This window comes from Kitasatospora sp. YST-16, assembly GCF_026802215.1.
In the GTDB taxonomy this organism is placed as follows: Bacteria; Actinomycetota; Actinomycetes; order Streptomycetales; family Streptomycetaceae; genus Kitasatospora; species Kitasatospora cineracea.
In genome coordinates, this window is sequence record NZ_CP113837.1 from 904195 (window position 1) to 928740 (window position 24546).

Annotated in this window: 26 protein-coding genes, 1 pseudogene and 1 riboswitch; of the genes and pseudogenes, 4 read left to right on the forward strand and 23 right to left on the reverse strand. The window is 74.0% G+C overall.

Annotated elements, in window-relative coordinates; all coding sequences use genetic code 11:
- Nucleotides 1-108: 108 nt before the first annotated feature.
- The 4 genes from OU787_RS04140 to OU787_RS04155 form a co-directional block, all read right to left on the reverse strand.
- Nucleotides 109-936: a thioesterase family protein gene (locus OU787_RS04140; RefSeq protein WP_268658579.1), complete on the reverse strand. Its 828-nt coding sequence runs from the start codon at nt 934-936 to the stop codon at nt 109-111.
- Nucleotides 937-1046: 110 nt separating this feature from the next.
- Nucleotides 1047-1484 (reverse strand): transcription antitermination factor NusB, encoded by a 438-nt coding sequence (gene nusB, locus OU787_RS04145; RefSeq protein WP_030459168.1) that lies wholly within the window; start codon nt 1482-1484, stop codon nt 1047-1049.
- A gap of 2 nt (nt 1485-1486) precedes the next feature.
- Nucleotides 1487-2050 carry an elongation factor P gene (gene efp, locus OU787_RS04150; protein WP_268658580.1) on the reverse strand — a complete coding sequence of 188 codons (564 nt, stop codon included), beginning with the start codon at nt 2048-2050 and terminating at the stop codon, nt 1487-1489.
- 70 nt (nt 2051-2120) lie between these two features.
- Complete coding sequence (locus tag OU787_RS04155; RefSeq protein WP_268658581.1) at nt 2121-3236, reverse strand: aminopeptidase P family protein; 1116 nt, start codon at nt 3234-3236, stop codon at nt 2121-2123.
- A gap of 133 nt (nt 3237-3369) precedes the next feature.
- On the opposite strand from OU787_RS04155, the gene rpmG reads away from it, so the two are divergent.
- Both rpmG and OU787_RS04165 read left to right on the forward strand, forming a co-directional pair.
- Entirely contained in the window at nt 3370-3534 is a 165-nt protein-coding gene (rpmG, locus tag OU787_RS04160; RefSeq protein WP_030459165.1) for a 50S ribosomal protein L33, read from the forward strand.
- Between the two features lie 47 nt (nt 3535-3581).
- Nucleotides 3582-3851, forward strand: coding sequence for a type B 50S ribosomal protein L31 (locus OU787_RS04165; RefSeq protein WP_268658582.1), 270 nt, complete (start codon nt 3582-3584; stop codon nt 3849-3851).
- Between the two features lie 52 nt (nt 3852-3903).
- On the opposite strand, the gene OU787_RS04170 is transcribed toward OU787_RS04165, so the two are convergent.
- Entirely contained in the window at nt 3904-4479 is a 576-nt protein-coding gene (locus OU787_RS04170) for a helix-turn-helix domain-containing protein (RefSeq protein ID WP_268658583.1), read from the reverse strand.
- Between the two features lie 122 nt (nt 4480-4601).
- On the opposite strand from OU787_RS04170, the pseudogene OU787_RS04175 reads away from it, so the two are divergent.
- Nucleotides 4602-5442: pseudogene (locus OU787_RS04175) on the forward strand (EamA family transporter).
- Between the two features lie 7 nt (nt 5443-5449).
- Here OU787_RS04175 and OU787_RS04180 read toward each other — a convergent pair.
- The 4 genes from OU787_RS04180 to OU787_RS04195 all read right to left on the reverse strand — a co-directional run bounded on the left by OU787_RS04180 (nt 5450) and on the right by OU787_RS04195 (nt 9110).
- On the reverse strand, nt 5450-6559 hold the full coding sequence (locus OU787_RS04180) for a HoxN/HupN/NixA family nickel/cobalt transporter (protein ID WP_268658584.1): 1110 nt from the start codon (nt 6557-6559) through the stop codon (nt 5450-5452).
- 30 nt (nt 6560-6589) lie between these two features.
- A riboswitch (cobalamin riboswitch) is annotated at nt 6590-6801 on the reverse strand.
- A gap of 81 nt (nt 6802-6882) precedes the next feature.
- Nucleotides 6883-7575, reverse strand: coding sequence for a DUF6445 family protein (locus tag OU787_RS04185; protein WP_268658585.1), 693 nt, complete (start codon nt 7573-7575; stop codon nt 6883-6885).
- A gap of 84 nt (nt 7576-7659) precedes the next feature.
- Nucleotides 7660-8466 (reverse strand): Fpg/Nei family DNA glycosylase, encoded by an 807-nt coding sequence (locus OU787_RS04190; protein ID WP_268658586.1) that lies wholly within the window; start codon nt 8464-8466, stop codon nt 7660-7662.
- A gap of 77 nt (nt 8467-8543) precedes the next feature.
- A complete protein-coding gene (locus tag OU787_RS04195) occupies nt 8544-9110 on the reverse strand; it encodes a helix-turn-helix domain-containing protein (RefSeq protein WP_268658587.1) in 567 nt (188 codons plus the stop codon).
- Nucleotides 9111-9210: 100 nt separating this feature from the next.
- Here OU787_RS04195 and OU787_RS04200 point away from each other — a divergent pair, with 100 nt between their 5' ends.
- Nucleotides 9211-10113: an SDR family oxidoreductase gene (locus OU787_RS04200; RefSeq protein ID WP_268658588.1), complete on the forward strand. Its 903-nt coding sequence runs from the start codon at nt 9211-9213 to the stop codon at nt 10111-10113.
- Nucleotides 10114-10287: 174 nt separating this feature from the next.
- Here OU787_RS04200 and OU787_RS04205 read toward each other — a convergent pair whose 3' ends face one another.
- The 14 genes from OU787_RS04205 to OU787_RS04270 form a co-directional block, all read right to left on the reverse strand.
- The gene (locus tag OU787_RS04205) at nt 10288-11127 is read right to left on the reverse strand and encodes an AAA family ATPase (RefSeq protein ID WP_268658589.1); all 840 of its coding nucleotides are present in this window, start codon (nt 11125-11127) and stop codon (nt 10288-10290) included.
- Nucleotides 11128-11201: 74 nt separating this feature from the next.
- Nucleotides 11202-11648: a type II 3-dehydroquinate dehydratase gene (aroQ, locus tag OU787_RS04210; protein ID WP_030459155.1), complete on the reverse strand. Its 447-nt coding sequence runs from the start codon at nt 11646-11648 to the stop codon at nt 11202-11204.
- Nucleotides 11645-12739: a 3-dehydroquinate synthase gene (gene aroB / locus OU787_RS04215; protein ID WP_268658590.1), complete on the reverse strand. Its 1095-nt coding sequence runs from the start codon at nt 12737-12739 to the stop codon at nt 11645-11647. The genes aroQ and aroB overlap by 4 nt, the downstream gene beginning before the upstream one ends.
- Nucleotides 12732-13262 carry a shikimate kinase gene (locus OU787_RS04220; protein WP_268658591.1) on the reverse strand — a complete coding sequence of 177 codons (531 nt, stop codon included), beginning with the start codon at nt 13260-13262 and terminating at the stop codon, nt 12732-12734. Before OU787_RS04220 ends, aroB begins: the two co-directional genes overlap by 8 nt.
- On the reverse strand, nt 13259-14443 hold the full coding sequence (aroC, locus tag OU787_RS04225; RefSeq protein ID WP_268658592.1) for a chorismate synthase: 1185 nt from the start codon (nt 14441-14443) through the stop codon (nt 13259-13261). The genes OU787_RS04220 and aroC overlap by 4 nt, the downstream gene beginning before the upstream one ends.
- Nucleotides 14444-14613: 170 nt before the next feature.
- Nucleotides 14614-15441, reverse strand: a complete 828-nt coding sequence (locus OU787_RS04230; RefSeq protein ID WP_030459151.1) for a shikimate dehydrogenase — start codon at nt 15439-15441, stop codon at nt 14614-14616.
- Nucleotides 15438-15908 (reverse strand): GNAT family N-acetyltransferase, encoded by a 471-nt coding sequence (locus OU787_RS04235; protein ID WP_268658593.1) that lies wholly within the window; start codon nt 15906-15908, stop codon nt 15438-15440. The genes OU787_RS04230 and OU787_RS04235 overlap by 4 nt, the downstream gene beginning before the upstream one ends.
- Nucleotides 15905-16729, reverse strand: coding sequence for an ABC transporter ATP-binding protein (locus tag OU787_RS04240; protein ID WP_268658594.1), 825 nt, complete (start codon nt 16727-16729; stop codon nt 15905-15907). The genes OU787_RS04235 and OU787_RS04240 overlap by 4 nt, the downstream gene beginning before the upstream one ends.
- Nucleotides 16730-16805: 76 nt before the next feature.
- Nucleotides 16806-18878, reverse strand: a complete 2073-nt coding sequence (gene mltG / locus OU787_RS04245) for an endolytic transglycosylase MltG (protein ID WP_268658595.1) — start codon at nt 18876-18878, stop codon at nt 16806-16808.
- A 116-nt stretch (nt 18879-18994) separates the two neighbouring features.
- Entirely contained in the window at nt 18995-20182 is a 1188-nt protein-coding gene (gene mltG, locus OU787_RS04250; protein WP_268658596.1) for an endolytic transglycosylase MltG, read from the reverse strand.
- Between the two features lie 91 nt (nt 20183-20273).
- Complete coding sequence (gene ruvX, locus OU787_RS04255; protein WP_030459146.1) at nt 20274-20762, reverse strand: Holliday junction resolvase RuvX; 489 nt, start codon at nt 20760-20762, stop codon at nt 20274-20276.
- Nucleotides 20762-23431: an alanine--tRNA ligase gene (gene alaS, locus OU787_RS04260; protein WP_030459145.1), complete on the reverse strand. Its 2670-nt coding sequence runs from the start codon at nt 23429-23431 to the stop codon at nt 20762-20764. Before alaS ends, ruvX begins: the two co-directional genes overlap by 1 nt.
- Entirely contained in the window at nt 23431-23871 is a 441-nt protein-coding gene (locus OU787_RS04265) for a DUF6167 family protein (RefSeq protein WP_268658597.1), read from the reverse strand. Before OU787_RS04265 ends, alaS begins: the two co-directional genes overlap by 1 nt.
- A 5-nt stretch (nt 23872-23876) precedes the next feature.
- Nucleotides 23877-24356: a DUF948 domain-containing protein gene (locus OU787_RS04270; RefSeq protein WP_035954619.1), complete on the reverse strand. Its 480-nt coding sequence runs from the start codon at nt 24354-24356 to the stop codon at nt 23877-23879.
- Nucleotides 24357-24546 lie beyond the last annotated feature (190 nt).

Below are 24546 nucleotides of genomic sequence, written 5' to 3' on the forward strand. Positions count from 1 at the left end.
TCCCGGGTCTCTCGGTCGAGCAACTGCTGCCCCAGTCCTCCCCGCCCACACCCGCCCCACACACACGGCCTGTCACAACTCTGCAACTGACCGTGCACCGCCCGCGGGTCAGCGCGGGGTCTTGGCCAACTGGCGGGACTGGGCGACCAGTCGGCCGTTCTCGTCCCAGATCTCGCAGTCCTCCTCGAAGTAGCCGCCGGCCACGTTGCGGGTGGCGTGCGAGACCCGGAGCCAGCCGTCGGCGGGGAGGGCGCGGAGGTGGACGGTGAGTTCGATGGTGGGGGCCCAGCCGGGGCGGCCGAGGTCGAAGGTGACCGGGGGGAGGGCGTCGGCGGTGAGCAGCAGGGAGAGCGGGTCGGCGGGGCGCCGGTCGGCGAGCCGGAACCAGCCCTGGATGCGGCCCTCCTTGGAGGGCTGGCCGAGCGCCCAGCCGACGGTGGCGGGGTCGAGGCGCAGGTCGAGGCGCTCCAACAGGGCGGCCTGGGCGATGAGTTCGCGCGGGGCGTGCTCGATGCCGATGCACTGCTCGGGCGTGGGCAGGGTCGGCGGCAGCGCGGTGGTGGCGACCTCGTCGTCGAGCGCGGCAAGGTCGGTGAACGAGGCGGTGACCCGCAGCCGCTCCTCGCCGCCCTGGGAGAGGATCGCGCTGCCGGTGGCGAGGCTGCGGCCGCGCCGGACGATCTCGGTGCGGACGGTCGCCGGCCCGGGCCGGGAGGCGGAGACGTAGGTGCCGCTGACGGTGAGCGGGTGCGGGTGCGCCGGTCCGGCTTCGAGGGCGAGCGCGTGCGCGGCGAAGGCGAGCAGCAGGCCGCCGTTGACGCCGCCGCCGATCTGCCAGCCCCCGCCGAGCTCGCCGTCGTAGCGGCCGGGCTCGTCGGGGTGCGGGGCGAGGGCGATGCCCCGGTCGAACTCGGACGCGGTGGTGGTTTCCGGCATGGCTTCGCGGCCCTTCTGCGCAGCGGGCAAAAACATTACTTGCCGGTAGCTTACGCGCGGAGGCCGCCGGACCGACAGGTCCGGCGGCCTCCGAAGGGGCGTGCTGGTGCTCAGCGCCGAATGCTCGGCTTGAGCTCCATGAAGCGGGCGAGCAGGCCGTTCACGAAGGCCGGCGACTCGTCCGTGGAGTACTCCTTGGCGATCTCCACCGACTCGTCCAGGACCACCGCGTCGGGCGTGCCGTCCTCCCAGATCAGCTCGTACGCGCCGAGCCGGAGCACGTTCCGGTCGGCGACCGGCATCCGGTCGAGCGTCCAGCCCACCGCGTAGGTGGAGATCAGGTCGTCGATGGTGCGCGCGTGCTGCGCGTAGCCCTCGACCAGCTGCATGGTGTACTCCGCGACCTGCGGGATGCCCTCGTCGGGGCGGGGGTCGCGGGCCCGCGCGATCCAGTCGGCGAGCACCCGCTCGGGGGACACGCCGCGGTGGTCCGCCTCGAACAGGATCTGGAAGGCCCGGGTGCGGGCCTTGCTACGAGCAGAGGCCACGGTTACTTGACCCGGCCGAGGTAGCTGCCGTCGCGGGTGTCGACCTTGACCTTCTCGCCGGTGGTGACGAACAGCGGCACCTGGATCTCGGCGCCGGTCTCCAGGGTGGCGGGCTTGGTGCCGCCGGTGGAGCGGTCGCCCTGCAGGCCCGGCTCGGTCTCGGCGATGACCAGCTCGACCGCGGCGGGGAGCTCGACGTACAGCGGGACGCCCTCGTTCTGCGCGACCAGGGCCTCGAAGCCCTCGAGCAGGTAGTTGGCGGCGTCGCCGACGGTGGCGGAGTCGACCGGGACCTGGTCGTAGGTGTCCATGTCCATGAAGATGAACGCGTCGCCGTCGCGGTAGGAGTACTGCATGGTCCGCTTGTCGACGTTGGCGGTCTCGACCTTGATGCCCGCGTTGAAGGTCTTCTCGACGACCTTGCCGGACAGGACCTCCTTCAGCTTGGTGCGCACGAAGGCCGGGCCCTTGCCGGGCTTGACGTGCTGGAACTCGACGACGGTCCAGAGCTTGCCGCCGTCCAGCTTGAGGACCATGCCGTTCTTGAGATCGTTCGTGGTAGCCACGGGCGCACTTACTCCTGATATGTCCGCTGTCAAGGAACACCAAGCCGCGCGCCGCCGGGACCGCTTCCGGTCACAGCGCGAGGAGCTCCTTGGTGGTGATGGTGAGCAGCTCGGGCCCGCCCTCCTCGGGAGGCCGCACCACGAGCGTGTCCTCGATCCGGACCCCGCCACGACCCGGGAGATGCACCCCGGGGCCGACGGTGACCGGCACGCGGTTGTCCAGTTTACCCATGTCGGCGGGCCCCAGGCGCGGAGCCTCCCGGATCTCCAGGCCGATGCCGTGCCCCAGGGCGTGGACGGAGCGTTCGGCGTGGCCCGCGGCCTGGAGGATCGAGCGGGCCGCGTCGTCCGGGACGTGCTGCTCGACGCCGGGACCGAGGGCCTCCCGGCCGGCCCGCTGGGCGCGGAAGACCAGCCGGTGCAGCTCGACCTGCCAGGCGGCGGGGGCGGCGCCGATCACGAAGGTGCGGGCGGTGGAGATGCCGTAGCCGCGGTAGCGGGCGCCGAGCGCGACGGTGAGGAAGTCGCCCTCCTCGACCCGGCGGTCGGTGGGCCGGTGGTGTTCGAGGCCGGAGTGGCTGCCGGTGCCGACGGAGACCGGGAAGGCGGCCCGGTCGGCGCCGTGGTCGATCATCCGGCGCTCCAGCTCCATCGCCAGGTGCCGCTCGGTGCGGCCGACCAGGATCGACTCGAGCAGCTCGCCGAGGGCCTGGTCGGCGATCTCGGCGGCGATCCGCAGGTCGGCGATCTCGTACTCGTCCTTGACCACCCGCAGCCGCTCCACGGCCCGGTCCAGGTCCAGCAGCCGGGCCGGGCCGACGGCCCGGGCGACGGTGCGGTGCCGGGCCACCGTGAGGTCGTGCTCCTCGACCGCGAGGTCGCGCACCCCGAGCCGGGCGGCGGCCTCGGCGGCGGAGGACGCGGCGTCGGCCTCGGCGGGCACCGGCAGCCGGGTGACCTCCGCGTCGAGCCTGCGCTCGCCGTCCTCGCCGCCCTCGGCGGGCTCCGCGTCCTCGGGCACCGCGAGCACCGCGCGCTCGCGGGTGAGCAGCAGCGCGGCGCCCAGCGGCGGGCAGCCGGTCAGGTAGCGGACGTTGGCGGCGCGCGTGATGAGCGCGGCGTCGGCCCCGGAGGCGCTGCAGTACTCGCGGAGGCGTTCGCGTCGGGCGGCGTGCGCGTCGGACATGGTCCGAGCCTACGAACGGGGGCCCCAGGGCGCCTGTCGGGACCGGCGGACGGGGGCGGGAATGCGGGCGGGGGGCCTCGCGTTGTGGCGTAGTGAAAACGGCAATCGTTGCCGGGAGAGGGAGGCAGAGGCGATGGCACGCAGCGAGCTGCGACCGGTGGTCACGCTCCGGTCCACGGCGGGCACCGGGTTCACGTACGTGACGCGGAAGAACCGCCGCAACGACCCGGACCGGATGGTCCTGAAGAAGTTCGACCCGGTGGCGGGGCGCCACGTGGAGTTCCGCGAGGCCCGCTGACCGCGGGGCCCGTCCGACCGGCACACGCACGACGAGGAGGAGCAGCCATGCAGCAGGGAATTCACCCCGAGTACCGTCCGGTGGTGTTCCGCGACAAGACCGGGGGCCTGTCGTTCCTGACCCTCCCCCAGCCTTCGGCCGGGGGTGCCCCCTTCACCGCCTGGAGCGACCGGACGGTCGCGTGGGCGGACGGGCGGACGTACCCGGTGGTGGACGTGGAGACGTCCTCGGCGAGCCACCCGTTCTACACCGGCAGGGCCCGCCTGATGGACACCGAGGGCCGGGTCGAGCTGTACCGGCGCCGGTACGGCGGCTGAACGGCCACTGAACGGCCGCTGGAGGGCCCCGGGTTCGCCCGGGGCCCTTTCGCTATGCGCCGGGCGGGGGGACCGAGACCACCATGGTGACCAGGCACGGCGCGTCGCCGTCGTTGCGGTAGCCGTGGGCGGTGCCGGCCTCGTAGGAGGCGGTGGAGCCGGCCGGGACGAGGTGGTCGCGGCCGTCCAGGGTGAGGGTGAGGACGCCCTCGTCGACCCGGGCGATCTCGACGGTGCCGGGCGGGTGCGGGTCGGAGTCGTGCCTCTCGCCGGGCTGCAGGTGCCAGGACCACAGCTCCAGCGGGCCGGGGGCCTCGGTGCCGCCGAGCAGGGTGCCGCTGCCGCCGCCGGGGCCGGTCCACAGCCGGACGGCGTCCTCGACGGGGACGATCCGGACGGCGGCGGAGGCGTCGTAGTCGAGCAGCCGGGCGATCGAGACGCCCAGCGCGTCGGCGAGCCGGACCACGGTGCCGATGCTGGGGTTGGTGCGGGCCTGTTCGATCTGGACGACCATGCCGCGGCTGACCCCGGAGCGGGCGGCCAGGGCGTCCAGGGTGTGGCCGCGTTCGAGGCGCAGCCGTTTGAGGTTGCGGGCGAGGGCCTGGGTGACGAGATCGGCGTCCGGCACGGGCAGTCCAATATTCTGGTTGGGGCAGTGCAGTGGGTTGAACTATGCTGCGGCGGCATCGACAGATCCACCGACTGTACTGCGAGGTCCACCATGCTGTCCGCCTCCTGCTCCGCCGCCCCGTGAGCGCCGCCTTCGCGCTGCTCGCCAGCCTGCTGTGGGGCGTCGCCGACTACGGGGGCGGGGCGATCACCCGGCGGCTGCCCGCGCTGACGGTGGTGGTGCTCTCGCAGACGGCCGCCGCCGCGGTGCTCGCGGTGGCGGTGACCGCCACCGGCGGGTGGGGCGGGGCCGGGCCTCTGGTACGCGGTGCCGGCGGGCGTGATCGGGCCGTTCGCGCTGCTGGCGTTCTACCGGGCACTGGCGCTCGGGCCGATGGGCGTGGTGTCGCCGCTGGCCACCGTCGGCGTGCTGGTGCCGATCGGGGTGGGCCTGTTCCTCGGCGAACGGCCGGGCGCCGTCCAGGGGTCGGGGATCGCGGTGGCGGTCGCCGGGGTCGCGCTGGCGGGCGGCCCGCAGCGCGGCGGGCCCGCGGTGGGGCGGCGGGTGCTGGTGCTGACGCTGGGCGCCGCGTTCGCCTTCGGCGCGGTGCTGGCGCTGGTCGCGCACGCGGGGGCGGGCGGCGCGCTGCTGCTGACGCTGTGCGCGCAGCGGCTGACCAACGCGGTGGTCGGCGCCGGGATGCTGGCCGCGCAGGCCCGCCGGCAGTCGCTCGAACTGCGGGCGGGCCTGCGCGAGTTGCCCGCGCTGACCGCCGTCGGGGTCGCCGACGTGGCCGCGAACGGCCTGTACGCGGCCGCCTCCTACCTGGGGTCGGTGGCGGTGGCGGCCGTGCTGGCCTCGCTCTACCCGGTGGTCACCGCGCTGATGGCGCGCGGCCTGCTGAAGGAGCGGCTGCTGCGGGTGCAGGTGCTCGGCGCGGGCCTCGCGGTGGCCGGGACGCTGATCCTGGCCACCGGTTGACGCACCGTCAGGACGCCCGCGCGAACGTCCGGGAGCGCTTGGCGATCCGCCAGTAGCCGATCGCGGCGGCCCAGACCACCACGAACAGGCCGACGATCACGAAGCCGACGTTGTCCAGGCTGAGGCCGGCGATCCAGCCGGTGACCGGGTCGGCCAGGTCGAACTTGTCGTGCAGCACGGCGACCAGCTCGATGGTGCCGATCACGAAGGCCACCGCGATCGACAGCCCCGTGATGGTCAGGTTGTAGTACACCTTGCGGACCGGGTTGGAGAACGCCCACTGGTAGGCGAAGTTCATGAACGTGCCGTCCAGCGTGTCGAACAGGCTCATCCCGGCGGCGAACAGCAGTGGCAGGCAGACCACCGCGTACCAGGGCAGCCCGGAGGCCGCGCCGGAGCCCGCCATCACCATCAGGGTGACCTCGGTGGCGGTGTCGAAGCCCAGGCCGAGCACCATGCCGACCGGGAACATCTGGCCGGGACGGCTGATCGAGCGGGTGGCCCGGTTCAGCAGCCGGGCCAGGAAGCCCCGGGCCGCCAGGTGCTTCTCCAGCTCGGCCTCGTCGTACTGGCCCTCCCGCATCGCCCGGAACACCCGCCAGATGCCCAGCAGGGCGACCAGGTTGAGCGCCGCGATCAGGTAGAGGAAGGCGCCGGACGCGGTGGTGCCGACGGTGCCCAGCACCCGGTGGGTGGTGGAGTCCTCGTCCATCAGGGTGCCCGCCAGCGCCGCGCCGCCGGCCACCAGGGCGGCCATCAGCACCACCATCGAGGAGTGGCCGAGGGCGAACCAGAACCCGACCGAGACCGGGCGGCGGCCGTCCGCCATCAGCTTGCGGGTGGTGTTGTCGATCACCGCGATGTGGTCGGCGTCGAAGGCGTGCCGCATGCCCAGGGTGTACGCGGTGAGGCCCAGGCCGACGCCGAACACCTGGGTGCCGACGGCGTAGTGGTGCGGCGCGACCAGGAACAGCAGCGTCCCGAACGCCACCGCGTGCATGGCCAGGATCACCGCCATCAACCCGGCCGTGCGCAGGGTGTCCTCGCGCCGCCAGCGGAAGGAGGGAAGGGGGGAGCCGGGATTGTTCCCGGGCAGGGTCGATTCGGGCGCGGTCATCCGCGTTCACGCTCCAGCACCTCGTGGATCACTTCGTGAGATGCCGTGGCCGGTCTCCTGGCTGACGGGGTGTTGCGCGCCGGCTCCCGGCCTTCCCGGCCGCGAGCGGCCAGTGGCACGGGGTGGGAGCCGACGACTCCCCGATCACAGTGGCGAGGGCCGCTCCGGACTCCTGCGACCGAACACTCTCGTGACGGTCGCAGTGCACCGGCTTCCCGAACACCACGGCCCGCCCACCGTAGGCCCGGCGCGGGTGCGGCGGCAAGGGCGCGTCCGGTCCGGTGGCGTAGATCACGCCTGGTCAGGGCCGCGCTGACGGAGGGTCAGGCCATCCAGAAGAAGACGCAGGTCATCCGCTTCTCCGCCAGCGTCGCCCCGTGGTACTCGGTCGCGGTGTGGATCAGGTTGGCGGTGTAGAGCAGCAGCCGGTTGTAGCGGTGCGGGACGGCCAGGTCCTCGGTGAAGGAGTCCGGCGGGACGAAGCGGGTGCCGAGGGCGTCCACCAGGTTGTTGTGCGGGGCGACCACGCTGTTGCCGCCGAGCCGGCCGCCGGGCAGGCTCTGCCGGTAGAAGCTGGTGCCGCAGCGCTTGGGGACGGTCGGGTTGAGGTAGAGCACGGCGGCGTAGCGGCACAGCGAGCGCGAGTCGGTGTGCGGGCGCGGCTCGCACTCCCCCGCGCCCACCACCTGCACGCAGTTGTGGTTGAAGGTGCCGCCCTCGGCCTCGCCCAGCGCCCAGATCCGCTCCGCGCCGGTGGCCTCCCGGACCAGCTTCTCGACCTGCGCCAGCTCCTCCGGCTCCAGCCCGGGCATCGCCCGCAGGCCCGGCCAGGACTCCGGCCGGTGCGGGTAGCCCTCGTCCCAGTCGGTGCGCGCCAGGTGCCGGGCGCGCACCGCGTCCGGGTCCGGGAGGACGTCGTCCAGCACCCAGTAGTCACGGCCCCGGGTGGGCTTGCGGTACGGCAGGACCGGGAGCGCCGGGGTGGGACGCGGCCCCTGGAACGGGAGAGCGGGCATGGCCCCGACAATAGGAGCGCCGTTCCGGGGCCTCGCCCAAGACCGGGTCAACCTTGCGTCAAGGCTTGCCGTGGTGACGGGGCGTCAGGACTGCTGGCAGCGCGGGCACCAGAACAGGTTCCGGGCCGCCAACTCCTCGGTGCGGACCGGGGTTTCGCAGACCAGGCAGGGCTGGTCGTGCCGCCGGTAGACGTACACCTCGCCGCCGTGGTCGTCCACCCGCGGCGGGCGGCCCATCGCCTCCGGGGTGTGCTCGGGGCGGACGGTGTCGATCCGGCCGGCGGCCACGCCGTCGCGCATCAGGGCCACCAGGTCCGTCCAGATCGCGTCCCACTCGGCGCGGGACAGCTCGCGGCCGGGGCGGTGCGGGCTGATGCCGAGCCGGAACAGCACCTCGGCGCGGTACACGTTGCCGACGCCGGCCAGCACCTTCTGGTCCATCAGCAGCGCGGCGACCGTGCTGCCGCTGCGGGAGATCCGCTGCCAGGCCGCGTCGCCCGCCTCGCCGGGGCGCAGCGGGTCGGGGCCCAGGCGGCGGTGGACGGCCGCCTTCTCGGCGGGGGTGAGCAGCTCGCAGGCGGTCGGGCCGCGCAGGTCGGCGTAGCCGCTGTCGTTCACCATCCGCAGCCGGACCTGGCCGACCGGCGCCGGGGCCTCGCCCGCCCCGAAGTCGTACTTCCCGTACAGCCCCAGGTGCACGTGCAGCCAGTGCTCGCCGAAGCCCAGGAACAGGTGCTTGCCGTGCGCCTCCGCCTCGTCCAGCACCCGCCCGTCGATCAGCGCGGCCCCCTCCGCGAAGCGCCCCTGCGGGCTGGACACCCGCACCGGGCGCCCTCCGAACAGCTCGTCGTTCTCCCTGGCCAGGCGGTGGATCACATGCCCCTCGGGCACCGGCGGTCAACTCCTCGGTCGTGGTGGTGGCGAGGAGTCCATTCTCCCAGGCCGCTCGGACAGCCCGGGCCGCCGCCTCAGAGGGCGGTGGCGGCTTCGCACAGGGCGGCCAGCTCGGCCAGCGCCAGGGCGGTGAAGTCCTGGCCGGGGCGGGCGGTCCAGGCGGCGAGGGCGGTGCGCAGGGCGAGCAGGGCGAGCTCGGCGGTGAGGCCGGCGGCCGGGTCGGGGGTGCCGCGCTCGCGCAGGGCGGCGGTGAGGGCGGTGGCGAGGGCCTCGCGCTTGAGCAGCTCGCGCTCGGTCAGCTCGGGGTTGGCGGCGACCACCTGCTGGCGCTCGCGGACGGCCCCGTGGCGCTCGGCGGTGAAGGCGCGCTCCCCGGCGGCGGCCAGCGCGGCCTCGACGGCCTGCCGCGGGCCCGCCCCGGGCGGGGTGGCGGCGACCGCGTCGGTGAGCAGGCGGACCAAGGCGTCGCCGCCGGAGAGCACCTCGCGCTTGTCGGCGAAGTGCCGGAAGAAGGTGCTCTTGGCCAGGCCGGCGCGCTCGGCGATCTCGGCGACGGTGGTGCGGTCGTAGCCCTGCTGGACGAAGAGTTCGAGCGCCGCGCGCTCCAGCCGTTCGCGCGCGTTCGGGTCCCATCTGGCCATGCCCGGATTCTACGTGACGGGACTTGGTCGCATCATCGGGCTCTGCGGGCTATGGTGATGGGACAAGGTCTCATCACTTCGGATCTCCGGAGGTCCACCCATGCACGTCTTCGTCACCGGAGCCAGCGGCCACCTCGGCTCCGCCCTCGTCCCCGACCTGCTCGCCGCCGGCCACCGGGTCACCGGCCTGGCCCGCTCCGACGCCTCCGCCGCCGCCCTCACCGCCCTCGGCGCGGACGTCCGGCGCGGCGACCTCGACGACCTCGACGGCCTGCGGGACGCCGCCGCGGCCGCCGACGGCGTGGTGCACCTCGCCTTCAAGCACGAGGCGATGCTCGGCGGCGACTACGCCGGCGCGATGGCCGACGACCTGAAGGCCGTCCGGGCCCTGGTCGAGGCGCTCGCGGGCACCGGGAAGCCGCTGGTCGGCACCGGCGGCACGGGCGCCGGCAACACCCCCGGCCGGCCCTCGCTGGAGAGCGTGGTCGCACCCGGCGCCCCGCGCACCGAGGCCGAACGGGCGATCGTCGACGCCGCCGCGGACGGCGTGCGCTCCTCCGTCGTCCGGCTGCCCCCGGTCGTGCACAGCCCGCTGGACCGGCACGGCTTCGTCCCCGTCCTGATCCGCACCGCCCGCGCCACCGGCGTCTCCGGCTACCTCGGCGAGGGCGCCAACCGCTGGCCCGCCGTCCACACCCTGGACGCGGCCCGCCTCTACCGCCTCGCCCTCGAACACGCCCCCGCCGGCACCCGCCTGCACGGCGTCGGCGACCAGGCCGTCCCCTTCCGCGAGATCGCCGAACGCATCGGCCGCCGCCTCGGCCTCCCCACCGCCCCCGTCGAAGAGGCCCGCGCCGCCGAGCACTTCGGCTTCCTCGCCCGCCTCGTCCCCCTCGACCTGCCCGCCTCCGCCGAAGCCACCCGCGCCCTGCTCGACTGGCGGCCCACCCACCCGGGCCTGCTCGACGACCTGGACGAGGACCACTACTTCACCGAGGACTGACCGCCACCGGCCCCGCGCACAGGAACCCTGACGGGGGCGGGCACGCGGCAGCGGCCCTCCCCGCGTCCCGCGCAGCGGCAGCTTCGCCGCGCAGCGGGCAGTCTCCGGTGTGCGCCCCCGCCCTCGCCGCGCAGCGGAACCTCTCCCTCGCGTCCCGCCCCGCGCCGCGGGCCCTCAGCGGGTGTGCAGGCGGCTGAGGACGGCGCGGTCGAGGGCGGCGGCGGTCTCCGGGACGCTCAGGTTCGAGTTGTCGATGATCGGGAGGCCGGAGGTGCGCCAGCCGGCCATCCGGCCGTGGATGCGGGCGACTTCGTCGTCGGAGAGGCGGCGGTTGCCGGAGCGCTCCGCGTTGCGGGTGAGGACCCGGTCGAGGCCGGGGAGCAGCACGACGGGGATCATGCCGGGGCCGATGTGGCGCTTCCAGCCGCCGAGGCCGATCGCGGGGCGGTCGGGGAAGACGGCGTCGTCGATGATGCAGGAGATGCCGTTGGCGAGGTAGTTGCGGCAGGCGAAGCCGCAGGTGCGGCGGGCGAGCCGGTACTGGGCCTCGGAGGCGGTGTTCCAGCCGGACTGCGGGTTGGCGAAGCCGGACTGGACCCATTCGCGGACGTCGTCGAGGCTGATGTGCGCGGTGGGGGTGGGCCGGCGTTCGGCCCAGTGGCGGGCCACGGTGGTCTTGCCCGCGCCGGCCGGTCCGATCAGCAGGACGGCGAGCGGGCCGGTGGGCGGCGGGGCCGGGAACGCGGGCTGCTGCGGTGGCGGGGCGGGCAGTTGGACCGTGCCTCCGGTCGGGAGCAGGAAGTGCCCGGTGCCGCCGGGGGCGATCGGCCCGACGGCCTTGAGCGGGACGGTCGGGCGGTCGGGGCGGGGCCCCGTCGGTCCCAGCGCCGGGATCGTCGGGATCGCCTGGGTGGCGCCGGGGTACGGCGGCTGAGGGCCCGTCGGCTGCGGGGACGCCGCAGGTCGTGGCGGCACCTGGCCCCCCGCGTGCTGGTTCTGCGCGTACTGGCTCACCGTCACCTCCCTGCGCCGAATGTACACGTCGGCCCGGTGGCGGGCACAAGTCCGCCGCCGGGCCGAAAGGGCGTTCAGCGGGTGGTGAGCTGCTCCGCGAGGGCGCGCAGGGCGAGTTCGTACGAGCCGAGGCCGAAGCCCGCGATGGTGCCGGAGGCGACGGCCGCGATGACCGAGGTGTGGCGGAAGGTCTCGCGGGTGTACGGGTTGGAGATGTGCACCTCGACCAGCGGCGCGGTGCGCTGCGCGGCCGCGTCGCGCATCGCGTACGAGTAGTGCGTGAACGCGCCGGGGTTGATCACCACGGGGGTCTCGGCGTCCGCCGCCTCGTGCAGCCAGCCGACCATCTCCGCCTCGGAGTTGGTCTCCCGGACCTCCACCGCCAGGCCCAGTTCGGCGCCGAGCTTCGTGCACCGCTCGACCAGCCCGGCGTACGAGGTGGAGCCGTACACGTCGGGCTCGCGGGAGCCGAGCCGGCCCAGGTTGGGGCCGTTCAGGACCAGGACGCGGGTGGTGCTCATCCGGAGACCTCCCCGTAGGCGGCGACCAGCACGGACGGGTCGGGGCCCTCCAGGATGGAGGTCTTGGCCAGGCCGTCCAGGACGACGAAGCGCAGCAGGTCGCCGCGCGACTTCTTGTCGATCTTCATGGCGTCGAGCAGCTTCGGCCAGGCGTCGGCGCGGTAGGTGAGCGGCAGGCCGACGGAGGCCAGCACGGCCCGGTGCCGGTCGGCCGTGGCGTCGTCCAACCGCCCGGCCAGGCGGCCGAGTTCGGCGGCGAAGACCATGCCGATGGAGATCGCCGCGCCGTGCCGCCACTTGTAGCGCTCGTTGCGCTCGATGGCGTGTCCCAGGGTGTGGCCGTAGTTGAGGATCTCGCGGCGGCCGGACTCCTTCAGGTCGCCGGAGACCACGTCGGCCTTGACCTGGATGGCGCGGCGGATCAGCTCCAGGGTGTGCGGGCCGGCCGGGCCGGTGGCGGCCTCCGGGTCGGCCTCGATCAGGTCGAGGATGACCGGGTCGGCGATGAAGCCGGCCTTGATCACCTCGGCCAGGCCGGAGACGTAGTCGTGCTTGCCGAGGGTCTCCAGGGTGCCGAGGTCGGCCAGCACGCCCGCGGGCGGGTGGAAGGCGCCGACCATGTTCTTGCCCTCGGCGATGTTGATGCCGGTCTTGCCGCCGACGGCCGCGTCGACCATGCCGAGCAGCGTGGTGGGCACCGAGATCCAGCGCACCCCGCGCAGCCAGGTGGCCGCGACGAAGCCCGCCAGGTCGGTGGTGGAGCCGCCGCCGAGGCCGACCACCACGTCGCTGCGGGTGAAGCCGGTCTGGCCGAGCACCGACCAGCAGTACGCGGCGACCTCGGCGCTCTTGGCGTCCTCGGCGTTCGGCACCTGGAGGGCGATCGCCTCGTAGCCCTGCGCGGCGAGGTCCTCGCGGATCGCCTCGCCGGTGGCCTCCAGCGCCTCCGGGTGGATGACCGCGACCCGCTTGGCCTTCGGGCCGATCAGCGGGGCGAGTTCGCCCAGCAGCTGGTGACCGATCAGCACCTCGTACGGGGCGTGGCCGTCACTGCCGGCCACCTGGATCCTGACAACGTCGGCGTCAGACATGGGGGTTCTTCAACTCCAGTGCTTCGAGTACGGCGTCGGCGACCTGCTCGGGCGTGCGGCCCTCGGTGTCGGCCACGGCGGTGGCGACCTCCAGGTAGAGCGGGCGGCGGGCCTCCATCAGTTCGCGCCAGCGGGCCCGGGGGTTGACCGCGAGCAGCGGGCGGGGGGCGTCCAGGCCGACCCGCTTGACCGCGTCGCCGAGCGCCACCTCCAGGAACACCACTGGCAGCGGGGCGAGCAGCGCCCGGGTCTCCTCCGCCATCACGGCGCCGCCGCCGAGCGCCAGCACGCCCGGGAAGCCGGTGACGGCGGCCCGGACGGCCTCCCGCTCCAGCTGCCGGAAGTGCGGCTCGCCCTCGTCGACGAAGATCTCCGGGATGGGCTTGCCCGCGGTCCGCTCGATGTCGGCGTCGGTGTCGCGGAACGGCAGGCCGAGGCGTTCGGCGAGAACCCGCCCGACCGTGGACTTGCCACTGCCGGGCGGGCCGACCAGCACCACCGCGGGCGTGGCCAGCGTGCTCATCGGACGATCAGGTTGTCGAGGTAGGACTGCACGTTGCGGCGGGTCTCGGAGACGTTGTCGCCGCCGAACTTCTCCGCCACCGCGTCCGCCAGCACCAGCGCCACCATCGCCTCGGCGACGATGCCGGCCGCCGGGACGGCGCACACGTCGGAGCGCTGGTGGTGCGCCTTGGCGGGCTCGCCGGTGCGCACGTCCACGGTCTGCAGGGCGCGCGGGACGGTGGCGATCGGCTTCATCGCGGCCCGCACCCGCAGCAGCTCGCCGGTGGACAGGCCGCCCTCGGTGCCGCCGGAGCGGCCGGAGGCGCGCTTGATGCCGTCGGCGGTCGGCAGGATCTCGTCGTGCGCCTTGGAGCCGGGGATCCGGGCCAGGTCGAAGCCGTCGCCGACCTCGACGCCCTTGATCGCCTGGATGCCCATCAGCGCGGCCGCGAGCCGGGCGTCCAGCCGGCGGTCCCAGTGCACGTGCGAGCCGAGGCCGACCGGCACGCCGTACGCCAGCACCTCGACCACGCCGCCCAGGGTGTCGCCGTCCTTGTGGGCCTGGTCGATCTCGGCGACCATCGCCTTCGACGCGTCGGCGTCCAGGCAGCGCACCGGGTCCTCGTCCAGCCGGGCCTCGTCGGCGGGCAGCGGCAGCACGCCGGCCGGGGCCTTGGCGGCGGCCAGCTCCACCACGTGGCTGACGATCTCGATGCCGCAGGTCTCCTTGAGGTAGGAGCGGGCGACCGCGCCGAGCGCGACCCGGGCCGCGGTCTCCCGGGCGCTGGCGCGCTCCAGGATCGGCCGGGCCTCGTCGAGCGAGTACTTCTGCATGCCGGCCAGGTCGGCGTGGCCGGGGCGCGGGCGGGTCAGCGCCTCGTTGCGGGCCAGGCCGGCCAGCACCTCGGGGTCGACCGGGTCGGCCGACATGACCTGCTCCCACTTCGGCCACTCGGTGTTGCCTACCATGACCGCGACCGGGGAGCCCATGGTCTCGCCGTGCCGGACGCCGCCGAGGAAGGTCACCTCGTCCTGCTCGAACTTCATCCGCGCGCCGCGCCCGTACCCGAGCCGGCGGCGGGCCAGCGCGTCGGCCACCATCGCGGTGGTGACCGGCACCCCGGCCGGCAGGCCCTCCAGCGTCGCGACCAGAGCGGGGCCGTGCGACTCCCCCGCCGTGAGCCAGCGCAAGCTACCCACCGAAAGCTCCTTCGTCAGCGGCCCGCGCCGTGAACGGCGGCCGGCCCGGCGTCTCGTCCTGCCCGGCCGCGGGAACACGGCGGGCGAACTCCGATCCTTTCACGTCCCGCAGGCCACCGGGGCCACGGTCCGGGTGGCGGACAGCGAACGTCCGGAAGCCGCCGGGTGCCTCAGCCCGCGAGCGCCGCCTCCCCCGCCGCCCTCATCGCCGCCAGCGGGCCGCGCTCCACGCCGGTGAACCGCTCGAACTGCAGCACCGCCTGGTGCACCAGCAGGTCCAGCCCGCCCAGCACGGTGCCGCCGCGCTCCAGGCAGGCCGCGGCCAACGCGGTCGGCCACGGGTGGTACAGCACGTCGAACAGCACGCCCGGCGCGGCCGTCAGCTGCGCCGCGAAGCCGTCGGTGGCCCCGACCGGCGTGGTGGAGACGGTCAGCGGCCCGTCCAGCGCCCGCGCGCCGTCCGCCCAGTCGGCGGTGCGCACCGGCACGCCCAGGCGCTCCCCCAGCGCCCGCATCTCGGCGGCCCGCCCGGCGCTGCGCACGTACGCGGTCACCTCGCCGTCGCAGACCTGGGCCAGCGCGGCCAGCGCGGACGAGGCGGTGGCCCCGGCGCCCAGCACCGCGGCCGATTCCACCCGTTCGACGCCGCGTTCGCGCAGCGCGTTGACCAGGCCGGGGACGTCGGTGTTGTCGCCGTGCCGCCGCCCGTCGCGGTCGAGGACCACGGTGTTGACGGCGTCCACCGCGCGGGCGGTGTCGCTGACGGTGTCCAGCAGCGGCCGGATCGCCCGCTTGAGCGGCATGGTCAGCGACAGGCCGGCCCACTCGGCGGGGTCGAGCGCGGTGACGAACGCCGCCAGGGTCGATTCGTCGACCTCGTGCCGGCCGTACTGCCAGCCGTCCAGCCCGAGCGCGGCGTACCCGGCGTTGTGCAGCGCCGGGGAGAGCGAGTGGGCGATCGGCGAGCCGAGCACGGCGGCCCGGTGCGGGGTGCTCACGTGGTGGGCCTTTCGAGAGGGGCGGGGCGGTGCAGGTACACGTCGACCGGATCCTCGGACTCCAGCGCGAAGCCGTGCCGCTCGTACAGCCGCCGGGCGGGGCTGCCCTGCAGCACGTTCAGCCGGACGGCCAGGCCCGCGGCGTCGGCCCGCTCCAGCGCCGCGCGCAGCACCGCGGTGCCCAGGCCGCGGCCGTGCAGCGCCGGGTCGAGGTAGAAGTGCTCCAGCAGCAGGGTGCCGGGCCGCTCGTCGGGGCCGAGCGCCAGGCAGCCGACCAGCCCGGGGGCGTCGATGATCGAGGTGTGCTCGGGCCGGTACGCGTCGCGCAGCCGCTGCCGGACCCGGTGCTCGTCGTAGCGGCCGAGCCGTTCCAGATCGGGGCGCATCGCCGCGGCCCGCAGTTCGGCCAGCGGTTCCAGGTCGGCGGCGGTGGCGGGGCGCAGCGTCCACACCGCCGTGGCCGTCACTCGGTGCCCCGGCGGGTGCGGGCGGACCAGCGGCCCTCGCTGCGGGCGATCCGGATCGGGTGGCGGAAGCACTCGGAGACCAGTTCGGTGGTCAGTACCTCGGTTGCGGGGCCGGCCGCGGTGGTCAGGCCGTCGCGCAGCAGCAGGGCGTGGCTGGTGGTCTCGGGGAGCTCCTCCAGGTGGTGGGTGACCAGCACGGAGGCCACCTCGGGGTAGCGGGCGCGCAGTTCGTCCAGGCTCTCCAGGAGCTGTTCGCGGGCGGTCAGGTCGAGGCCGGTGGCGGGTTCGTCGAGCAGCAGCAGCCGGGGCTCGGGCATCAGCGCGCGGGCGATCAGGACCCGGCCGCGCTCGCCCTGGGAGAGCGTGGTCCAGGGGCTCTCGGCGCGGTGCCCGACGCCCAGGGTGCGGATCAACTCCTCGGCGTGGTCGAGCTGTTCGGCCGTGGGCTTGTGCCACAGGTCGGGCTCGATGGTCTGTGTGGTACCGGTCAGCACCACCTGACGGACCGTCAGCGGGGAGCGCAGCGGGTGCCGCGGGTTGACGTGCCCGAGGTGCCCGCGCAGCTCCCGGACGTCGACCTTGCCGAGCTGCCGCCCGAGCACCTTCACGGTGCCCGCGGTGGGGTGCTCGACCGCCCCCAGCAGTGACAGCAGGGTGCTCTTCCCGGCCCCGTTCGCCCCGAGCACCGCCCAGTGCTCCCCGGCCCGGACGGTCAGCGAAACGTCCCGCAGCAGGTACTGCCCGCCCCGCACCACGTCGACACGGGCAGCCTCCAACAGGGCCGGCTCGGACAGGTGCGGCGTGCTCTCCGGTGTCTCCATCCGGATCACGCTACCCGCACCACCCGGCCGCCCCGCAAAGCCGTATCGACCACCGGACGCCCCGGCCCGCGGCCGGTCAGGACGTGCAGGCGACGTGCTTGGAGTCGTACTTCATGCCCTTGCCGAGGCACCACGCCTCGGTGTTCTTGGCGTGCTCCGCGTCGGTCGCCGCGAACTTGGTCTCCTGCGGCGAGACGGCCAGCCAGAACACCCAGTCGCCCGGCGTCGGGTTGAGCACGGCGTCGAGCGCCTCCTCGCCGGGGTTGCCGATCGGGGTCGGCGGCAGGCCCGGGTTGATGTACGAGTTGTACTTGTTCGACCCGTCGTTGATCTCCTGCTCGGTGAGCTTGGTGCGGCCCAGCGAGTACTGCAGGGTGGTGTCCACGCCCAGCTTGTGCTGGGTGACGTTGGTGGTCAGGCGGTTGGACATGGCGCGGGCCATCTTGCCGAAGTCCTCCGAGTTGTTGCCCTCGGCCTGCAGGATGCTGGCCTCGGTCACCACCTCGTACGCGTTCTTCAGGCCGAGCTTCTGCGCCGCCTCGTCCAGCTTGAGGTCGCCGTACTTCTGGACGGCGTTGGCCACCATCTGCTTGAGCAGGTCCTCGGGCTTCATGCCGTCGGCGACCGAGTAGCGGGTCGGCCAGAGGAAGCCCTCGGGGTTGTTGTTGGCGTACGCGGGCAGGCCCAGGCTGCCGGCCTGGTCCTTGGCGACGTTCGCCGTGGTGCCCGCCTGGAGCTTCAGCTTGGCGTCGATCTTGGCGTAGATCGCGGAGGCCCGCAGCCCCTCGGGGATGATCAGCGCGTTGCCGCCGTTGGAGTCCACCAGCTCCTTGAACGCCGCGGCGGCGGACATCTGGTGCTTCATGGTGTAGACGCCGGGCTGGATGCCGCGGCCCCGCGGGTCCTTCTCGTACGCGGCGCTGAACGCCTTGATGCTCTTGACCACGCCCGCTTCGACCAGGGCCTTGCCGATCGCGTCGCCGCCGGCGCCGTCCTTGACGGTGATGTTCACCGAGCCGGTGCCGTCGCCCTTGAAGTCCGGCGGCGGGCCGAAGTGCTGCTGGTAGAAGCCGTAGCCCCACCAGCCGGCGCCGCCCAGGCCGCCGAGCAGCACCAGGGCGACCACCAGGCAGGCGCCGCTGTTGCGGCGGCCCGACTTCTTGCCCTTCTCCTTGCGCTTGCGCTCGGCCTCGCGGGAGTTGTCCTGCTCGGAGAAGAACGAGTCGTCCTCGGCCGCCTCCTCGTCCAGGTACTCGTCCTCGGCCCAGTCCTCGTGCTCCTGGTCGGCCCGCTCGTCGACCGCGGCGGCGGCGCCGCGGCGTCCGGCCGGCGGGGCGTCGAGGGCGGCGGCCTCCGCCTCCCAGTCGATCCCGTCCGGCCCGGGGCCCCCGGCCGGCTCGGGCCCGCCCGCGGCGGCGGGGCGCTGCTGCTGCGGGCCTCCCGGCCCGGGCCGGCCCGGCACGGGGCGCTGCTGCATGCCCGGCTGCGGCATGCCCGGCTGCTGGAGCTGCTGCCCCTGCAACTGCCCGACCGGGAAGCCGTGCGGCGGGGTGCCCTGCTGGACCATGCCCTGCGGCCCCGGCATGCCCTGGCGGGCGCCGGGCTGCTGCGGGACGAACTGCTGCTGCCCGCCGTACGAACCGCCCTGCGGCACGCCGCCCTGCTGCTGCGGGTGGCCCTGGTGGCCCTGCCCCATCGGCATCTGCTGCGGCACCGGCTGCCCCTGCGGGTAGCCCGGCTGCTGCATCCCCGGCTGCTGCCGCACGAACTGCTGCTGCCCGCCGTAGGAGCCGTCCTGCGGCACGCCGCCCTGCTGCTGCGGGTACCCCTGCTGCTGGACGAACTGCTGCTGGCCGCCGTACGAACCGCCCTGCGGCACGCCCTGCTGCGGGTAGCCCTGCGGTATCCCGCCCTGCTGCATGCCCGGTTGTTGCATGCCCGGTTGCTGCATGCCCGGCTGCTGCTGCACGAACTGCTGCTGCCCGCCGTAGGAGCCGTCCTGCGGCACGCCGCCCTGCTGCTGCGGGTACCCCTGGGGGTACTGCTGGGGGTAGTCCTGCTGCCCGTACGGGCCCTGGGGCTGGGGCTGTTCGCCGGGGTACCACGGCTGGTCGCCCTGGGAGCCGTAGCGCCCGCTCTGATCAGTCATCGATCCCCTTACAGCGTCCAGGGTGTCCATCGAACCCGCGTGCTGTCCGCGCGGCACGTGGTCGGAGACGCTACCGTACCGCAGCGTAGCCAAGGACCGTCACTGACCGCTGTCGTTCACGGGGAGGCGGACGCCGAGGCCGGGGGCGAGGCGTGCTGGGCGCGGTAGGCGTTGAACTCGTCGACGTTCTTGCGCTGCTGCTCCTCGCTGTCGGTGAAGCGGGTGTCCCCGGGCTGGACGGTGACGAAGTACAGCCAGTCACCGTCGGCGGGGTGGAGGGCGGCGCGCAGCGCGTCCCGGCCGGGGTTGCCGATGGGGGTCGGCGGGAGGCCGGGGTGGGCGTAGGTGTTGAAGGGCGAGTCGAGTTTGGTGTCGTCCTGGGTGGTGGTGAGGGTGGAGCGGCCGAGTGCGTAGTTGATGGTGGAGTCGAGTTGGAGCGGCATCTTCTTTGCGAGGCGGTTGTAGACGACCCGGGCGACCTTGGCCATGTCCTCGGGGTTGTCGGCCTCGGCCTGGGCGAGGCTCGCGACGGCCAACAGCCCGTAGGGGGTCACGCCGTTGGCGGTGGCGGCGTCGGTGACGGAGGGGCCCTCCAGGTTGCCGTCGGCCTCCTTTACCATGTCTTGAAGGAGCGTCAGGGGGGTGCTGTCGCCGGTCACGGGGTAGGTGGCGGGGTAGAGGTAGCCCTCGATGTGCCCGGCGGCGTCGGCGGGCAGGCCCAGATCGGCGAGGTGCTGCTCGGCGGTGGCCTTGGCGGTGCCGGGCTTCAGGCCGAGCCGGGTGTCGATCGCGGCGAAGACCTGGGTGGAGCGCCAACCCTCGGGAACGGTCAGGGCGTTGGCGTTGGACGGGTCGAGCAGCACGTTGAGCGCCGAGACCGCCGACATCTTCTCCTTGAGGGTGTACGTGCCGGGGTGGACGTTGCTGCCGGCCGGGCTCCTGGCCGCGGCGTCGGTGAACGCCCGGGCGGAGGCCACCACGTGTTTGGCCGTCAGGACCTTGCCGATCTGGGTGAGGCTGGCGCCCTGCGCCACCGACACCTGGACCTGGCCGGTGCCGCCGCCCGGGTAGTCGGGGGCGGGCTGCTTGCCCTCGGGCCAGAGCACGAACAGCGCGAGCGCCGCGGCCATCGCCACCCCGATCAGCCCGGCGACGCTGAGGCAGCACGCGGCGCCGGTGCGGACCTGCCGCGGGTCCGGCGGCTCGACGCCGTACGGCAGGCCGGGCGGGGCGCCCTCGGGCTCGACGACGGGGGCACCGAGGTGGCCGGGGGTGAGTCCGGGCGCGGTGTACGGGTCGGTCACGGGGGCCCTTCCGGCGGCGGGCAAGGAGAGAGGGGCCCGTGCGGACGCGCGCCCGCACGGGCCCCTCTACCGGGAAGCTAACCCGTACCGGTCAGTTGACCGGCTCGACACTCTCACCGGGCGCCCGACCGCTCACCCGTTCGGTCTCCAGGGCCGACTGCAGGATGACCACGGCGGCGGCCTGGTCGATCACCGAGCGGCCCTTCTTGGACGACCGCCCGGAGGCCCGCAGCCCGGCGGCGGCGGTGACGGTGGTCATCCGCTCGTCCACCAGCCGCACCCCGACCGGGTGCAGCAGGCCGGCCAGCCGGCCCGCGTACTCGCGGACCTTGGCGGCGGCCGGGCCCTCCTTGCCGTTCAGCGAGCGCGGCAGGCCGACCACCACCTCGACGGCGTCGTACTCCTCGACGATCGCCTTCAGCCGGGCCTGCGAGCGGCCCCCGGCGGGGACGGTCTCCACCGGCGTGGCGATCAGCCCGTCGGGGTCGCAGACCGCGACCCCGATCCGGGCGTCACCCACGTCGACGGCGATCCGCCGGCCGCGCCGGAAGACCTTCTCCTCGGGCTGCTCGGGCTCCATCAGGAAGCCCGCTCCGCGACCAGCGCCCGGACGGCGGCGATCGCCTCGCCGACCGCGGCCGGGTTCGTGCCGCCGCCCTGCGCGACGTCGTCCTTGCCGCCACCGCCGCCGCCGAGGGTCTTGGCCGCGGCGCGGACCAGCTCGCCGGCCTTGATGCCGCGCGCGCGGGCGTCCTCGCTGGTGGCGATGACGGTCAGCGGGCGGTCGTTCGCCACGGTGAACGCGGCGACCACGGCCGGGCGGTTGCCGAGCCGGGCCCGGATGTCCAGCACCAGCTTGCGCAGCTCGTCCGCGCCGGTGCCGTCACCGACCCGGGCGGCGACCAGGGCCACGCCCCGGACGTCCTCGGCGCCCGCGGCCAGGCCGGCCGCGGCCGCGAGGACCTTCTCCGCGCGGAACTTCTCGATCTCCTTCTCGGCGTCCTTGAGCTTGGCGAGCATCCCGGAGATCTTCTCCGGCAGCTCCTCCGGGCGGCCCTTGACCAGCTCGGTCAGCTGGGAGACCACGGTGTGCTCGCGGGCCAGGAACTTGTACGCGTCGACGCCGACCAGCGCCTCGACCCGGCGCACGCCGGAGCCGATCGAGGACTCGCCGAGCAGCTTCACCAGGCCCAGCTGGGCGGTGTTGCCGACGTGCGTGCCGCCGCACAGCTCCTTGGAGAAGTCGCCGATGGTGACCACGCGCACCGAGTCGCCGTACTTCTCGCCGAACATGGCGATGGCGCCCTGCTTGCGGGCCTCGTCCATCGTCATCACCTCGGCGGTGACGTCGAGTTCGCGGACCAGCACCTCGTTGATCTTCTGCTCGACGTCGGTCAGCACCGAGCCGGGGACGGCCGCGGGCGAGCCGAAGTCGAACCGGAAGCGGCCCGGCGCGTTCTCCGAACCGGCCTGGGCCGCGGTCGGGCCGAGCGCGTCGCGCAGCGCCTGGTGGGTCAGGTGGGTGGCCGAGTGGGCGCGCGAGACGGCCCGGCGGCGGTCGGTGTCGATGGTGGCGTACGCGGACGCGCCGAGCACCACCTCACCGAACAGCACCCCGCCGGAGTGCACGATCACGCCGGGCACCGGCTGCTGGACGTCGCGGATCTCGACCACCGCGCCGGAGTCCAGCCGGATCCGGCCGTGGTCGGCGAGCTGGCCGCCGCCCTCGGCGTAGAACGGGGTGCGGTCGAGGACGATCTCGACCTCGTCGCCCTCGGTGGCGGCCGGCGAGGGGACGCCGTCCACCAGCAGGCCGACCACGGTGGCCTCGCCCTCGGTGTTGGCGTAGCCGGTGAAGACGGAGGCGCCGGCCTTGTCGGCGACCTCGCGGTACGCGGCGACGTCGGCGTGGCCCATCTTCTTCGCCCTGGCGTCGGCCTTGGCGCGGTCGCGCTGCTCCTGCATCAGGCGGCGGAAGCCGGCCTCGTCGACCTGGAGGCCCTGCTCCTCGGCCATCTCCAGGGTGAGGTCGATCGGGAAGCCGTAGGTGTCGTGCAGCTTGAACGCCTGCTCGCCGGAGAGCACCGCGCCGCCGGACTGGCGGGTCTCGGTGACGGCGGCGTCCAGCAGGTTGGTGCCGGAGCGCAGGGTCTGGAGGAAGGCGTTCTCCTCGGCGACCACGACCGTCTCGATCCGCTTGCGGTCGGTCTCCAGCTCCGGGTACTGCGGGGCCATCGCCTTGATCGAGATGTCGATCAGGTCCTTGGCGACCGGCTCGGTGGCGCCCAGCAGCCGCATGTTGCGGATCGCCCGGCGCAGGATGCGGCGCAGCACGTAGCCGCGGCCCTCGTTGCCGGGGGTGACGCCGTCGCCGACCAGCATCAGCGCGGTGCGGAAGTGGTCGGTGACCACGCGCAGCGAGACGTCCGACTTGTGGTCGGCGCCGTAGGTGTGGCCGGTGAGCTCGGCGGCGCGGTCGAGGATCATCCGCGAGGTGTCGATCTCGAAGAGGTTGTCGACGCCCTGCAGGACGGCGGCGAGGCGCTCCAGGCCGAGGCCGGTGTCGATGTTCTTGCTCGGCAGGTCGCCGAGGATCTCGAACCCGTCCTTGCCGTCGCCGTGGCCGCGCTCGTACTGCATGAAGACCAGGTTCCAGATCTCCAGGTAGCGCTCGCCGTTGACCGCCGGGCCGCCCTCCTCGCCGTACGCGGGGCCGCGGTCGTAGTTGATCTCCGAGCACGGGCCGCACGGGCCGGGGACGCCCATCGACCAGAAGTTGTCCTTCATGCCCAGGCGCTGGATCCGCTCGGACGGGACGCCGATCACGTCGCGCCAGATCTGCTCGGCCTCGTCGTCGTCCTGGTAGACGGTGATCCAGAGCTTCTCCGGGTCGAGGCCGTAGCCGCCGTCCGCCACGGAGCTGGTGAGCAGCTCCCAGGCGAACGTGATGGCGCCTTCCTTGAAGTAGTCGCCGAACGAGAAGTTGCCGCACATCTGGAAGAACGAGCCGTGCCGGGTGGTCTTCCCGACCTCCTCGATGTCCAGCGTGCGGACGCACTTCTGCACGCTGGTCGCGCGCGAGAACTGCGGCTTGACCTCGCCCAGGAAGTACGGCTTGAAGGGCACCATGCCGGCGTTGACCAGCAGCAGGGTGGGGTCGTCGGCGACCAGCGAGGCCGACGGTACGACGGTGTGGCCGCGCTCCTCGAAGAAGCGCAGCCAGCGGCGGCGGATCTCTGCCGACTCCATCAGTGGGGGTCCTTCCGGTCGGTCGTGCGGCCCGGCAGCTCGCGCTGTCGGGGCTTGGCAACGATGGTCTGGGGGGTGGTGCGGCGCTCGGTGCGCGAGGACGGGGGCAGGGCGGCGGCCGGGGAGCCCGGGGCCGCCGAGATAGCTCGGACCCCGTCGTCGGCGGCCGCCGGTCCGCCCAGCGCCCGGCGGCGCGGCGGCTCGACCACGGCGGTGCCGTCCAGGCCGAGGTCGGCGCGCAGCTGGCGCTCGCGCTCGTCCATGCCGGAGCGGACGTCCCGGGCGAAGCGCCTGGCGGCGTCGCCGAGCTGGAGCGCGCCGCGGGCGGCGGTGCCGGACAGCGAGTCCGGGGTGAGGCGGTGCACCGCCTCGTTGGCCTTGTTCGCGGCCCAGACCGCGGCACCCGCGCCGACGGCCATCCAGAAGATCCTGCGCACCATCGCGGTCAGCCCCTCACGGCCCGGCGGACCTTGGCCAGCAGCCCGCCGCGCGGGGCCGCCTGGGCCCGCACCTCGGCCCGGATCATCCGGGCCAACTCCTCGCGCTCACCGGCCTGTTGCGGCACCCCGACCGGCCCGGCCTGCTGCCGGGCGGCGGCCTTGCGGACGCCGTAGCTGAACGCCGCCAGCTTCACCAGCGGCCCGCCCAGCGTCGCCGCCACGGTCGAGGACAGCGCCTTGGCGTCGGCCGCCGCGTCCTGCACGTTGGCGGTGATCTCGTCGACCCGCTCCAGCTGCTCGTGCGCGCTGCGGACGGCGCTGTTCGCGTCCTGCAGCAGCGGCACGGCCTGCTCGGTGACGGCGGAGACCAGCGCGGTCGCCTCCCGCAGCACCTTGGACAGCCGCACCAGCACCACGGCGAGCAGGGTGACCAGGACCGCCCAGAAGACGGCCACCAGCAGCCCGGCCAGCTCTCCCACGGACACCTTCGCGCGCTCCCTCGGCTGTGCTTGCGAAACTCTTGCGATCCCAGGGTTGAACCCTACCGTGACCACGGCTCGCTCCCCGACCGGTATATCCGCCGGTGGCCCGGCCCCCGGCCCGGTCGGGTGTGCGAACCCGGCGCGTAACCTACCGTCAGGTCACCTCGTTGGGGGTGTGGCTCGCGGAACGCGG